A 13576-nucleotide genomic window follows, 5' to 3' on the forward strand; every position below is an offset into this window, starting at 1 on the left:
GAACAGAAGCAATTGGAGCCGGATTTTTCCCACACTGGGTGGACCTAATACGGGGTCAGGTTCAGCTCCCAGTGGTATTGCCAAGCCCATGATTGCGATTGGCAGTTTGAAATCAGTGATAAATTGGTTGTAGCCATATGTTGAAGCATCGAGAACTTTGCCTTCTCGGATGGCTACAACTTTAGCTAAGGTCAGTCCAAGTACAGGGAATCGTGATTGAGAACTAAAACGATAAAGTTTTTATGAGGTGGGTTTGTTATTCCCATCTTTCTCCAAAGCATTTAGAGGATGCCGTAAAGTTTTCTCCGAAGATTCCAGCTGAACAATGAGAATGGCGACGTCCATGTCGCTCTTTGCTGACTAGAAGAATCCAGCTGCGAATGGAACCACGGATTGGTCGTCCATGATCAGCCATTCGACTAGCAGCAGTATTAGCCCGATGAATAGATCTCGGAGCATAATACTCTCCTGTTTATAAAGAGGGAGCGGTCAACAAAAAAACTTGACGCATGTGCTGAATGTGTCCATTATTCATCACTAATACACCTTGCGAGGTGTTTTTTGTCTCAGCTCCTAGCCTATGGAAACGAGATTTAGGGGTGTAGCCTCACCTACACTCCTTCCCCTTCCTCTATACCTGAAGCATTTCAGGTATGTATATCATGACAGCGCATAAGCCGTTTGTCTCTTTCCCCCCATTGCAATTAGCTTTATTTATGAATTAGCCTATAGCTTTACGCTATTAGGTTTTCTATGATTGTTGGCGGTTCGATGTGACTCTAATTCGGTCTCCGTTGACATTTGGTTGACACATAAGCGCAATGACTAACTTTGAAGCAAAAAAAGCCCCTGAAATCAGGGGCTTTCTTTTGGTTGTTTGGTGGAGACGGCGGGAATTGAACCCGCGTCCGCCAGTACTCAGCCTTGAGGTCTACATGTTTAGCGTCTCTCTATTGATTTAAGTTCAAGCGACCCGAGAGTCAGGGTGCAAGAACCGAGCTCTTTGAATCTTAGCCTCTAACCAGTGAGCTCTGGTTAAAGGAGCATCCCGTAAGCGATGACGTCCTGAGATGTTGCTTCCGGGCTACGGGCGACCCGGTCAGGACGACTAGCAGCTTACGCTGCTAGTGCGTAGTTTTCGTCGTTTGCGACTATTGCGTTGCAGCTTTGGATTAACTTGGCTGCCATCTCGACATGCACCCAAGGGTTCGCCACCAGCGTCGAAGCCATGTCGTCCCCTTATGATCAGTATATGTGTCCGGTTTGCCGGACTTCAACCTTTGTTTGTTGTTGTTTTGTGGTTTCGGCCTGTAGTTGTACCTATGCCACTTGCTCTGTTGTGTTTCCGGAAGCGCCTTTTCTGCCTGCCAGTGCGGCGTGGCTGAGGGCCTCGAAGCTTTGCCGGAAATAGTCCATCACCGCATCCGGGTCGGCGTGGATGGCCTTGTCGACAGTAATGCCGAACTGCACGGTACCGGCGTAACTGAGAATGCTCATGCCGATGCCGATGTTGCCGCTCTGGGGCACCCAGAACATGGGCTGGGTCAGTTTGCTGCCCGCCAGGTACAGGGCTTCTTTCGGCCCCGGCACGTTGGTCAGTACCGCCGAGGCTTTGTTGCTGAGCAGGCTCAGGGCACGCCGTTCAATAACATCGGGGCCGCGGCCGAACAAATCAAGAAGGCTGTAGGTGACCTGGGCCTGGTAGGACCGCTTCAGCCGGTTCATGTTTTCCTGTACCTGTCGGAAGCACATGAGCGGGTCCATAACTTCCAGCGGCAGGGTCACCAGTACCAGCCCGAACTTGTTGCCCAGGGTTTCTATGGGTTGATCCAGTGGCCGCAGGTTGAACGGAACGGCAACGCGGATTCCGCATTCAGGGACAGGTTCCTGATGCTCGGCAAAATGCCGTTGTAGAGCCCCGGTAACGGTGCACAGCAGTGCATCGTTGATTGTGCCGCCAAGGGCCCTGGCGCAGGCCTTTACCTCGGCCAGGTCCAGCGGGTCTGCCCAGGCCACCTGTTTACGCCCGGACAGCGGTTCCTTCAGACCGGTTTTCGGTTCAACGGGGGCCAGGCCGAGTTTGATTAGGTCCAGGGCCACAGCGCCGGCTGTGGATGCCAGTTTAAGAGGGTAGTCGGGCTCCTCCCGGACGGACTGTATGAACAGTTTGCCCTGGTTTGTGGCGGTCTGGATGTTGTCCACTGCGCGGTGGAATAATTGTCGGAATGAGGATTTCCGGTGCGGTTTTGATCGGCGTTTCGATGCCACTTTGCGTAGCCTGGGCTCCGGTGTTTTGTCCGTCAGTGACAGCATGACCCGCACCAGTGAGATGCCGTCGGCAATACAGTGGTGGATGCGAATCAACAGGGCGCCACCGCCTTCGTAGTTGTCGATGTAATGCATCTGCCAGAGCGGTTGCTGGAAATCCAGGGCGGTACTGTTCATGTCACTGACCAGTTTCTGGAGTTCGGCTTTGTCTGCCTTGCCGGGCAGGGCGATCTGGTGGAGGTGGTTGTCCAGGTCGAAAAGAGGATCATCCAGCCAGTAGGCCCGGTCGCCATTGTTCACAACCCGCTGGCGGAAGCGATTGAAGCACAGGAAGCGTTCTTCAATTATGCGCCTGAGGCGGGTCATGGAAATTGGGCTTTCCAGCATCCACACCCCGCAGATCATCATGTGGTTCTGGGGTGTGTCCATTCGCAGCCAGGCGTGGTCAACGGCGGACATGGGGGTCTGTTTGGGTGACATAAGCTCTCCCTTTGCCATGCACCGGGATTCCCGAGTATAGGCCCGTTGGGAATCTGAACAAAGAGAGTGAGTATGCGACACACCGGCCGGCTCTGCCCATGACCGGTGTCAGATATTCTGCAATTAATCCGTTGCCGTTGTCAGACGTTGTTTTCCCTCAGGATACGCTGTTTCTGGCGGTTCCAGTCCCGTTCTTTTTCCGTGGCACGTTTGTCGAAAAGCTTTTTGCCTTTCACCAGGGCGATTTCGCACTTTACCTTGTTTTTCTTCCAGTACAGCGCAAGGGGAATGCAGGTGTAGCCGGCCTGATTCACCTTGCCCACGATCTTGGCAATTTCCTTGGAGTGCAGAAGCAGCTTGCGGGTACGGGTCGGGTCCGCGATAACGTGGGTGGATGCCGTGATCAAGGGTGTGATATGAGAGCCGAGCAGCCAGGCTTCACCATCTTTCAGCAGAACATAGGCGTCGGTCAGCTGTGCCTTGCCGGCGCGCAAGGATTTTACTTCCCAGCCCAGCAGGGCGAGGCCAGCCTCGAAGCGTTCCTCGATGTGGTACTCGTGTTTTGCCTTTTTGTTCAGGGCAATGGTGGCGCTCGGTGCGCCGGGTTTCTTCTTGCTCATGAATCGATGATCCGGAGTCGGACAAGGAATTTACCGGGCGTAATCATGCCGGAAAAGCGCGCATTGTAGCTCAGTAGTGCCAGACCGGTCACGAAATCGGCGTGATTGGCTGTATCGATGGTCGTATGGGGTGTAATTCCTCCGCTACAATGTCACCTCAGATGTCGTCAGGGAATGGAATGCCTACTCCATACGAAACACAAATCGGGTCCTGGACCCGGCCAACGACCTTCTTCTGGGCCGCAACCGGAGCAACGTTCGGGCTGGCAAACGTGTGGCAGTTCCCCTACCTGGCGGGCAAGCATGGTGGTGGGCTGTTCATTCTGCTCTATCTGCTGTGCCTGCTGCTGGTAACCCTGCCCCTGATGATCACGGAGTCCGCCATGGGGCGGCATTCCCGCCACGGCCTGGTGCTGGCGCTGGATGGTTATGTGCGCCGGGCCCGGTGCTCACGCCTGTGGGTGTGGGCTGGCAGGCTGGGTGTTCTGGCAGCGCTTGTGGTTCTTTCCTTCACTGCTGTATTCGGTGCCATCGCTCTGGCCTACGTGTTCTATGGCGCCATAGGCCGCTTCATGGGGGCTGGTGAGGCCGAGACGGCGGCCACACTGTCTGCACTGGTCACGGATCCTGAGGACTATCGGGTATTCATGGCCTGGCACGGGTTTTTCCTGTTGTTGGTGGTCTGGGTTTCGATGCAGGGGGTGGTCGACGGGATTGAACGCGCCGTGCGGGTAGTGGCGCCATTCATGTTGCTTATGTTGTTGGTCCTGTTTGGCCTGGCCGTGTGGAGCGGCGAGTTTCGCAGCGCGTCTGATCTGATGCTCAGCTTCCATCCCGATGATGTAACCCCTGAAAGCCTTCAGGCCGCCCTTTTTCACGCCTTCTTTACTCTTGGGCTGGGCATGGGTGTATGGACCCTGTTTGGTGCCTACACGCCTGCAGGCACCCATCTCAAGCGGTCTGTGCTGGCGGTAGTGCTGATGGATACCCTGATCGCCATTGTAGCCGGCCTGGCGATCTACTCGCTGGTGCCCGGAGGCCATTCCATGGAGGGCGAGCGGGGATTCGGCCTGCTTTTCCTGTCCCTGCCGGTGGCATTGGCGGATCTGCCGGGCAGCCAGTTCCTGGTTACAACAGTCTTTCTGGTTGTTGTCATGATTGTATGGACAACGTCGCTGTCCCTGCTGGAGCCGGTTGTCGGGTGGTTCCGGGAATGGACAGGGGCGCCCCGGGGCTGGTCCGTTTTCCTGATGGGGATTCTGGCCTGGCTGGTGGGGCTGGGGTCTCTGCTGTCGTTCAATGCCCTGTCGGAAGAACGTTTTGCCGGTGGCACCATCTTCCGGTGGCTTGAGTTGGCAGCCGGTGGCCTGTTGATTCCTCTGGTGAGCATCCTGATTGCGTTGTTTGCCGGCTGGTGTCTGACCCGTAATCTGACTTTCACCATACTGGGCAGGGCTCCGGGGCTGTTCAGGGGCATCTGGTTCTGGGTTATGCGATTGGTGCTTCCTCTGGTGGTGGCGTATATCGGTGTTCAGTATACGGCGGTCTCTCTGGCGACCATGTGCAATACCGGCAGTGCTGCTCTCTGGTGCAGCCCTGCGGAAGCGGTTGCCACCGACTCGATGCACCCGCAGGACTCCGAAGAGGAAACCCCGGAAGCCGAAAGTAAAGGGAGTGAAGCCGGCCGGGAGGATGAGGAACAACCCTCCGATTCGGAGGGTGACAGGGGCCAGGATGAAGAGAATGGACAGGAAGAGGGTCCCAAGGAGGACGAGATCCTTTATCATAGCGTCTGAGAAAGACTGGCTTCGCTGGTACGGCGCCGAAGTGTCTTCTATTCAAGTGTGTATAAGCAGGATGTTCGCCTCTAATGCCCCATCAGATCGATAAAACCGCGCTGGTTATGCATCCGGCAGATCGTATGTTCCACCTGGTCAACGATGTGGCCCGCTACCCTGAATTTCTTCCCTGGTGTGCCGACACCGAAATACACGAAGAGACCGGCGACCAGATCGTGGCTTCCATGGATATCGCAAAGGGCGGTATTCGTCATCGCCTGACCACTCGTAACCAGCTGTTGCTTCCCGATACCATTGAAATGAACCTGGTGGACGGGCCGTTCAGGAATCTCAGTGGGCGCTGGCATTTCAGGTCCCTTGATGACAACGCCTGCAAGGTTATTCTCACCCTGGAGTTCGAGTTTTCCGGATCCCTGTCGCGAATGACGTTCGGGCCGGTGTTCAGTCAGGCGGCGAACACAATGGTAGATGCATTCTGTCGCCGTGCTGACGAACTCTACCGCGGAGGTGCGTCTTGATAGATGTGGAAGTGGCGTTCGCCCGACCAGACAGGCAGGAGATCATCCGTTTGCAGGTTGACGAAGGTACTACCGCTGTGGAGGCTGTGCGACGCTCCGGTATTACCGAGGTTTTTCCGGAAATTGATCCGGAAAAGGACGATATGGGTATCTTTGGCAAGGTGATCAAGAATCCGTCTGCCCACAAGCTGCGGCAGGGCGACCGGGTGGAAATCTACCGGCCGCTGAAAATTGATCCCAAACAGGCCCGGCTGAACCGGGCAAAGAAGAAGACCTGAGCCCGGCTCAGTAGGCCGGCGTCTCGTCCAGCAGCTGTGCTTCGTAATGGGAGTATTGCTCGTTTTCGTAGTAGACGATAACGCGCTGTTCCTCAATGTCGCCGCCACTGCGCTGGAAGGTATACACGTAGTATTCCCGGGAGGGGTCAACCGGATTGGTCATGAGGGGCGTTCCCAGCAGGGAATGGACCTGGCTGCGGGACATTCCCTCGGACAGTGAGGTCAGCTCTTCGTCAGTGAGTACGTTTCCCTGTTGTACGTTAATCTTGTACACACCAGGAAAGGCACAGCCAGTCATGATGAGAGTGAGAATGAGAGCTGTGATCTTTTGCATCGCCGGGGGAAATCCTCTATCTTGAAATCGCCTGCCAGGGGCAGGTGTGACACGGTCTGACCGTTAACATGCGGCTCCATCATACCGGAAGCCGTGAGGCACACCAAAGAGTGAATCGTAACATGTCATCCGAAAACACCGAACTGCGGAAAGTTGGTCTCAAAGTCACTCTTCCGAGAGTGAAGATCTTCAATATCCTGGAAAACTCGGAGGAACACCACCTCAGTGCCGAGGATGTCTACAAAAAGCTTCTTGAGCAGGGTGATGACGTGGGCCTGGCAACCGTTTACCGGGTGCTGACCCAGTTCGAAGCTGCGGGGCTGGTTCTGCGCCACAACTTCGAGGGCGGGCACGCGGTGTTCGAGATGGCCGGCGACGACCATCATGACCACATGGTCTGTACGCAGACCGGTGAGGTGATTGAGTTCGTTGACGATATTATCGAAGAGCGGCAGAAGAAAATTGCCGCGGAGCGGGGCTATGAGATTGTGGATCACAGCCTGATTCTCTACGTCAAACCCATCAAGTCCTGAATCCTCGACGCCGGCTCCGGCCGAAAACCGGAAAAGAAAAAAGGGGCGGGTGTTAAGCCCGCCCCAACAACTCTCAGGATCGAGAGGGGAATACGTTTACCACTAGCCATTCTTCAGTGGTGAGTTGCCTGGCCCTTGGTGAACATTTCATGGGCGTGGGCAATGGTGTGTTCCGTCATATCCACTCCGCCCAGCATACGGGCCACTTCAGTTACCCTGCCATCGTCGTCCAGCGGCTCGATTCTGGAATAGGTAGCGTCTGCTTCGGTGAACTTGCTGACGAACAGGTGTTGATGGCACTGGGCGGCCACCTGGGCCAGGTGTGTCACGCACAGGACCTGCCCGTTCTCTCCCAGGCTTCGCAGCAGGCGACCCACTACTTCAGCGGTTCCGCCGCCAATGCCAACATCCACCTCATCAAAGACCAGGGTTGGCGTGGTTGAGGTCTGGGCTACCACCACCTGAATAGCCAGGCTGATGCGCGACAGTTCGCCGCCGGAGGCTACCTTGGCCAGGGGGCGGGCTGGCTGACCGGGGTTGGCGCTGACCAGAAACTCGATATCTTCCAGGCCGTGGGGCGCCGGTTCGTCACCCTTGTTCCGATTGAGGTGGGTCACAAACTGGACCGCCGGCATACTCAGTTGAGCCAGCTCTTCCGCGATGCGCTGGTCAAGGTTGGCCGCAGCCTGCTGGCGCGCATCTGATAATTGTGTGGCCAGCTCGTTAAATCGTTTGCGGTGTTCTTCCAGTTCGGCTTCCAGTTTTTCAACGCTGCCTTCGCCGTCATCCAGGGAGGCCAGTTCGGCACTCAGCGCCCGATGGAATTCCGGCAGTTTTTCCGGAGTGATGCGGTGCTTGCGCGCCATCTGGTAAATGGCACTCAGGCGCTCTTCCACTTCAGCCAGCCTCGCCGGGTCTGCGTCGTAATCCTCCACAAAGTGCCGCAGGTTATCGCCGGCTTCAGTGATCTGGATTTGCGCCTCGTTCAGCATCTGGATGGTTTCCGCCAGTGCCGGTACTTCCACTGGCAGTTGTTCCAGTTGTTGCAGTGCCTGTCTCACAAGGTCTGCCGCGCTGTTGTCGTCTTCGGTGCACAGCAGGGTGGCCTGGTGGCTGCCATGCAGCACTGCGTCGGCGTGGCTGAGCTGTTCCTGTTCCTTCTCCAACTGATCCTGCTCGCCTTCTTCCAGGGCCAGGCGGTCCAGTTCTTCTACCTGGTATCTCAGCAGTTGCAGTCGGGCCTCTGCTTCATCGGCGTTCTGACGGCGTTCGGTCAACCGTTGGTGAGTCCTGTGCCAGGTTTTCCATGCTTCCCTGGTCTGTTCTGCCAGGGATTCCGCGCCGGCAAATTCATCCAGCAGTTTGCGGTGGGTTTCCTTGCGCAGCAGTGACTGGTGCTGGTGCTGGCTGTGGATGTCCATCAGGGTGCTGCCCAGATCCTTCAGGTGTGCGAGGGGGCAGGGCTGCCCGTTGATGAAGGCCCGTGAACGGCCGTCCTTGCTGATTACCCGGCGCAGGATGCACTCGCTGTCATCGTCCAGTTCGTGCGCTTCCAGCCACTGGGTAGCTTCCGGGATGGCGGAAACATCAAAGGTGGCGGTGATATCTGCACGCTTGGCCCCATGCCTCACGGCGCCGGCGTCAGCGCGGCCACCCATGGCAAGGCCGAGAGCGTCCAGTACGATGGATTTGCCGGCACCGGTTTCACCGGTCAGGGCCGTCATGCCCTTTCCAAACTGAAGTTCAACCCTTTCGGCAATGGCGTAATTGGAGACGGTGAGCTGTGTGAGCATGCAGATATCCTCCGCTCGATTCCTGAATACTGTGTTTACATACAGTGACTGTGAATATATACAGGGTTTTTGCTGTTTGCAAATATCGCCGAGGATTTTCTGAATGAATGATGCCCCTGACGGTTGAAACATTCGTTACGGGCCCCATATCCGTTCGCAAACACGTTTTTTCGGCCTGCTATGGCCGGGAGCAATTGTTAACCGGCCGTTGTTATGGCCGTCGACGACCAAGCAGGAGTTGCCATGAGCGCTGACGAGAAGCGTAACGAACAGGTTGAGGAAGAGCTGAAGGAGTCCGCCGGGGCGGCCGGGCAGGAGAAAGGTGCCGCAGACGATGCGTCCGACAGCTCTCCCGAAGGTGAGATCGAGGCATTAAAAGCGCAGGCGCAGGAATTCCAGGAGCAGATGCTGCGCTCCCAGGCGGAGATGCAGAATGTGCGTCGACGCGCTGAAATTGATGTGGAAAAGGCTCACAAGTTCGCACTGGAAAAGTTTGTAAAAGAGCTTCTGCCAGTGGCAGACAGCCTCGAGAAGGCTGTGGAAAGCACCGAAGGCCATGAAGACGCCGGTGAGCTGGTGGCTTCTATTCGTGAAGGGGTCGAAATGACCCTGAATCTGTTCATGAATAGCCTCAGGAAGTTCAATGTCGAGCAGCTTAACCCCGTCGGTGAGCCGTTCGACCCCCAGCGGCATGAGGCGATGTCCATGGTGCCGGCGCCCGACGCAGAACCCAACAGCGTAGTGGCCGTGGTCCAGAAGGGCTACATGCTGAATGAGCGGCTGGTCCGCCCCGCGATGGTGGTGGTTGCCAAGGCCGAGGATGCACCAAAAATCGACGAACAGGCTTGAAAAGCAGATTAACGCGCCAATATAGCCAGTAAACAGGCAGCGCACCGGGTATACCGGAACAGCTTTTGAACTAGCCGGAACTGAATTGAACAACCGAATTGGAGCAAATACATGAGTAAGATCATTGGTATCGACCTGGGAACCACAAACTCCTGTGTAGCCATCATGGATGGCGACAAGGTCAAGGTTATCGAGAACGCCGAGGGTGATCGCACCACCCCGTCCATCATCGCGTATACCGAAGACGGTGAAACGCTGGTAGGTCAGTCTGCCAAGCGCCAGGCGGTGACGAACCCGAACAACACCCTGTATGCCATCAAGCGTCTGATCGGTCGCCGTTTTGAAGACGACGTGGTCCAGAAAGACATCAAGATGGTGCCCTACAAAATCACCAAGGCAGACAATGGCGACGCCTGGGTGGAAGTGAAGGGTGAGAAGATGGCGCCGCCGCAGGTATCTGCGGAAGTCATCAAGAAGATGAAGAAGACTGCCGAGGACTACCTGGGCGAGAAAGTGACCGAAGCGGTTATCACTGTGCCGGCCTACTTCAACGACAGCCAGCGCCAGGCCACCAAGGACGCCGGCAAGATCGCCGGTCTGGACGTGAAGCGCATCATCAACGAGCCGACCGCGGCAGCCCTGGCCTATGGCCTGGACAAGAAGAGCGGTGACCGCACCGTAGCCGTCTACGACCTCGGTGGTGGTACCTTCGATATTTCCATCATCGAGATCGCCGACGTTGATGGCGAGCATCAGTTTGAAGTACTGGCCACCAATGGTGACACCTTCCTGGGTGGTGAAGACTTCGACATGAAACTGATCGAGTATCTTGCTGATCAGTTCAAGAAAGACAGCGGCATTGATCTGCGCGGTGACTCCCTGGCCATGCAGCGCCTGAAGGAAGCGGCCGAGAAAGCAAAGATCGAGCTGTCCAGCAGCCAGCAGACTGACGTTAACCTGCCGTATGTAACGGCGGACGCCAGCGGTCCCAAGCACATGAACGTGAAGGTTACCCGTGCCAAGCTTGAGTCTCTGGTGGAAGATCTGATCGAGCGCAGTCTGGCACCGTGCCGCACCGCGCTGGAAGATTCCGGCGCCAAGATCGGTGAAATCGACGAGGTTATCCTGGTCGGTGGCCAGACCCGCATGCCGCTGGTGCAGGAGAAGGTGAAGAACTTCTTCGGCAAGGAAGCGCGCAAGGACGTGAACCCGGACGAAGCCGTGGCCATGGGTGCTGCCATCCAGGCGGCCGTGCTCTCCGGTGACGTGAAGGATGTTCTGCTCCTCGACGTAACCCCGCTGACCCTGGGTATCGAAACCATGGGTGGTGTGGCTACGCCGCTGATCGACAAGAACACCACGATCCCGACCAAGAAGTCGCAGACCTTCTCTACTGCGGATGACAACCAGACGGCCGTGACCATTCATGTGGTTCAGGGTGAGCGCAAGCAGGCGGCACAGAACAAGTCACTGGGTCGCTTTGACCTGGCGGACATTCCGCCGGCGCCCCGTGGCACGCCGCAGATCGAGGTTACCTTCGATATCGATGCCAACGGTATCCTGAACGTGTCCGCCAAAGACAAGGCGACCGGCAAGGAGCAGTCCATTGTGATCAAGGCCTCTTCCGGCCTGAACGATGACGAAATCGAGAAGATGGTCCGCGATGCCGAGGCCAATGCCGAAGAAGACCGCAAGTTCGAGGAACTGGTCCAGGCCCGTAACCAGGGCGACGCGATGGTTCACACCGTTCGCAAGACCCTGGCCGATGCCGGTGACAAGGTAACCGAGAGCGAGAAGGAGTCTATCGAGGCTTCCATCAAAGAACTGGAAGAAGCACTGACCGGTTCTGACAAGGACGATATCGAGGCCAAGACTCAGAAACTGACAGAGGCATCTTCCGAACTGGCCCAGAAGATGTACGCGGACCAGGCGGAGCAGGCGCAGAAGGCCGGGGGCGAAGAGAGTGCCCGGTCCGGTTCCAGCGATGACGCCGTCGATGCCGAGTTTGAAGAAGTCAAAGACGACGACAAGCGATAAAACTGAAGTTCATCAGGCAGTTGGAAAACGCGGGAGCTCTCCCGCGTTTTCCTCGTTTTAAAAACAGGGTTTTAGAGCATGGCCAAGCGCGATTATTACGAGATTCTCGGGTTGTCCCGGGAAGCGGATGAAAAAGAGATCAAGCGAGCCTACCGAAAGCTTGCAATGAAGTATCATCCTGACCGGAACCCGGATGACGAGGACGCCGATCACAAGTTCAAGGAAGCCAGCGAAGCTTACGAGATACTGTCGGATTCCTCCAAGCGTGCGGCCTACGACCAGTTCGGCCACGCAGGCGTTGATGGTCAGGCCGGTGGTGGCTTTGGCGGTGGTGGCGCCAGCTTCTCCGACATCTTTGGAGATGTGTTCGGTGATATCTTTGGTGGCGGCGGCCGTGGCCGAAACACCCGCGGTGCGGACCTGCGCTACACTCTGGAGCTGGATCTTGAGGAAGCCGTAAAAGGGAAAACCGTACAGATCCGGATTCCCGGCCACACCGAGTGTGGGACCTGCGATGGCAGTGGCGCCGAAAAAGGCTCCCGGCCGGAAGCCTGTGGTACCTGTAACGGCATGGGGCAGGTTCGCATGCAGCAGGGTTTCTTCACAGTGCAGCAGGCATGTCCCACCTGCCGCGGTTCCGGCAAGGTTATCAAGAACCCCTGTAAAACCTGTCATGGCGCAGGCCGTGTCCAGGAAGAGAAAACCCTCTCGGTCAAGGTGCCCCCTGGTGTGGACACCGGCGACCGCATTCGCCTCTCTGGCGAGGGCGAAATGGGCGTTGATGGGGCCCCGCCAGGGGATCTGTATGTGCAGATCGCCGTGCGCGAACACTCCATATTCACCCGCGACGGCCGGAACCTCTATTGCGAAGTCCCCATCAGCATCGTTGACGCCGCCCTCGGAGGGGAGCTGGAAGTGCCAACACTTGATGGCCGCGTGAAACTCAAGATTCCGCCGGAAACCCAGACCGGCAAGCTGTTCCGCCTGCGTAACAAGGGTGTCAGCCCTGTTCGTGGAGGCCCGTCCGGTGACCTGCTGTGTCGTGTGGTGGTGGAGACACCAGTCAACCTCACCAAGCGTCAGAAAGAGCTGCTGGAAGAATTCCAGGACACCCTGAATCGCGGCGATGGTAACAAGCATGGTCCCAGGAAAACGTCCTGGTTTGAGGGCGTGAAAAACTTTTTCGACGAAATGAAATTCTGAGGACAGGTGATATGGGCGACATAAGGGTAGCGATCATCGGCGCGGCAGGGCGCATGGGCAAAGTGCTGATCGAAGCCGTCGACGGTACCGAAGGGCTGACGCTCGGCGCAGCAGTCGTCGAGCCGGGCAGCAGTCTCATTGGCGCCGACGCCGGCGAAATGACCGGCATCGGCAAAACCGGCGTCAAAATGGCAGGCAGCCTGGCCGAGGTGAAAGACCAGTTCGATGTGCTGGTGGACTTCACCTTCCCGGACCTGACCCTGGAGAACGCTGAATTCTGCAAGGCAAACGGCAAGATGATCGTTATCGGCACCACCGGCCTGACCGACGCTGAAAAAGAGCAGTTGGCCCTGGCAGCCGAAAAGACCCCGGTGGTCTTCGCTCCCAACATGAGTGTCGGCGTCAACGTCGCCCTCAACCTGTTGCGCACCGCCGCGGCAGCGTTGGGCGACGACTACGATGTGGAAATCATCGAAGCCCATCACCGCCACAAAAAAGACGCCCCCTCCGGCACCGCATTACGCATGGGCGAAGTCGTCGCCGATGCCCTCGGCCGCGACCTCAAAGAATGCGCCGTCTACGGCCGCGAAGGCTTCACCGGCGAGCGTACCCGCAAGGAAATCGGTTTTGAAACCATTCGTGCCGGGGACGTGGTGGGCGACCACACCGTGATGTTTGCCACCGAGGGTGAGCGCATCGAGATCACCCACAAGGCGAGCAGTCGGATGACGTTTGCCAAGGGGGCCATGCGGGCGGCGCTGTGGTTGGATGGCAAGCCGGCCGGGTTGTATGACATGCAGGATGTTTTGGGGTTGAAGTAAGGGGTTTTGACCTGGGTTGTCGGATTACGAGGCTGGGGCCTCT

At 57.0% G+C, this 13576-nt stretch carries 12 protein-coding genes and 1 other RNA gene; 8 read left to right on the top strand and 5 right to left on the bottom strand.

From position 1 onward, the window contains the following. Positions 1-878: 878 nt before the first annotated feature. From ssrA to smpB, 3 genes are all read right to left on the bottom strand, one after another. Positions 879-1239, bottom strand: a transfer-messenger RNA (tmRNA) gene (gene ssrA, locus HLUCCO03_RS01410). An 81-nt stretch (positions 1240-1320) separates the two neighbouring features. Then, on the bottom strand, positions 1321-2748 hold the full coding sequence (locus HLUCCO03_RS01415; RefSeq protein WP_027833230.1) for a wax ester/triacylglycerol synthase family O-acyltransferase: 1428 nt from the start codon (positions 2746-2748) through the stop codon (positions 1321-1323). 140 nt (positions 2749-2888) lie between these two features. Beyond that, positions 2889-3368 carry an SsrA-binding protein SmpB gene (smpB, locus tag HLUCCO03_RS01420; RefSeq protein ID WP_027833229.1) on the bottom strand — a complete coding sequence of 160 codons (480 nt, stop codon included), beginning with the start codon at positions 3366-3368 and terminating at the stop codon, positions 2889-2891. A 179-nt stretch (positions 3369-3547) separates the two neighbouring features. Between smpB and HLUCCO03_RS01425 the strand changes: the two genes are divergently transcribed. The 3 genes from HLUCCO03_RS01425 to HLUCCO03_RS01435 all read left to right on the top strand — a co-directional run bounded on the left by HLUCCO03_RS01425 (position 3548) and on the right by HLUCCO03_RS01435 (position 5963). Then, entirely contained in the window at positions 3548-5164 is a 1617-nt protein-coding gene (locus HLUCCO03_RS01425) for a sodium-dependent transporter (RefSeq protein WP_027833228.1), read from the top strand. A 74-nt stretch (positions 5165-5238) separates the two neighbouring features. Beyond that, entirely contained in the window at positions 5239-5685 is a 447-nt protein-coding gene (locus tag HLUCCO03_RS01430) for a type II toxin-antitoxin system RatA family toxin (protein WP_027833227.1), read from the top strand. Beyond that, the gene (locus tag HLUCCO03_RS01435) at positions 5682-5963 is read left to right on the top strand and encodes an RnfH family protein (protein ID WP_027833226.1); all 282 of its coding nucleotides are present in this window, start codon (positions 5682-5684) and stop codon (positions 5961-5963) included. Before HLUCCO03_RS01430 ends, HLUCCO03_RS01435 begins: the two co-directional genes overlap by 4 nt. 7 nt (positions 5964-5970) lie before the next feature. On the opposite strand, the gene HLUCCO03_RS01440 is transcribed toward HLUCCO03_RS01435, so the two are convergent. After that, positions 5971-6297: an outer membrane protein assembly factor BamE gene (locus tag HLUCCO03_RS01440; RefSeq protein WP_027833225.1), complete on the bottom strand. Its 327-nt coding sequence runs from the start codon at positions 6295-6297 to the stop codon at positions 5971-5973. 122 nt (positions 6298-6419) lie between these two features. Between HLUCCO03_RS01440 and fur the strand changes: the two genes are divergently transcribed. Continuing rightward, positions 6420-6830 (top strand): ferric iron uptake transcriptional regulator, encoded by a 411-nt coding sequence (gene fur / locus HLUCCO03_RS01445; protein ID WP_027833224.1) that lies wholly within the window; start codon positions 6420-6422, stop codon positions 6828-6830. Positions 6831-6943: 113 nt separating this feature from the next. Here fur and recN read toward each other — a convergent pair whose 3' ends face one another. Next, entirely contained in the window at positions 6944-8623 is a 1680-nt protein-coding gene (gene recN, locus HLUCCO03_RS01450) for a DNA repair protein RecN (RefSeq protein ID WP_027833223.1), read from the bottom strand. A 243-nt stretch (positions 8624-8866) separates the two neighbouring features. On the opposite strand from recN, the gene grpE reads away from it, so the two are divergent. The 4 genes from grpE (at position 8867) to dapB (ending at position 13533) form a co-directional block, all read left to right on the top strand. After that, positions 8867-9472: a nucleotide exchange factor GrpE gene (grpE, locus tag HLUCCO03_RS01455; RefSeq protein WP_027833222.1), complete on the top strand. Its 606-nt coding sequence runs from the start codon at positions 8867-8869 to the stop codon at positions 9470-9472. Between the two features lie 111 nt (positions 9473-9583). After that, positions 9584-11509: a molecular chaperone DnaK gene (gene dnaK / locus HLUCCO03_RS01460; protein ID WP_027833221.1), complete on the top strand. Its 1926-nt coding sequence runs from the start codon at positions 9584-9586 to the stop codon at positions 11507-11509. Between the two features lie 78 nt (positions 11510-11587). Next, positions 11588-12712 carry a molecular chaperone DnaJ gene (dnaJ, locus tag HLUCCO03_RS01465; protein WP_027833220.1) on the top strand — a complete coding sequence of 375 codons (1125 nt, stop codon included), beginning with the start codon at positions 11588-11590 and terminating at the stop codon, positions 12710-12712. 11 nt (positions 12713-12723) lie between these two features. After that, a complete protein-coding gene (gene dapB / locus HLUCCO03_RS01470) occupies positions 12724-13533 on the top strand; it encodes a 4-hydroxy-tetrahydrodipicolinate reductase (protein ID WP_292016589.1) in 810 nt (269 codons plus the stop codon). The last annotated feature ends 43 nt before the right edge of the window (positions 13534-13576 follow it).

The sequence above is a fragment of the Marinobacter sp. HL-58 genome (genome assembly GCF_001314605.1).
GTDB lineage: Bacteria > Pseudomonadota > Gammaproteobacteria > Pseudomonadales > Oleiphilaceae > Marinobacter.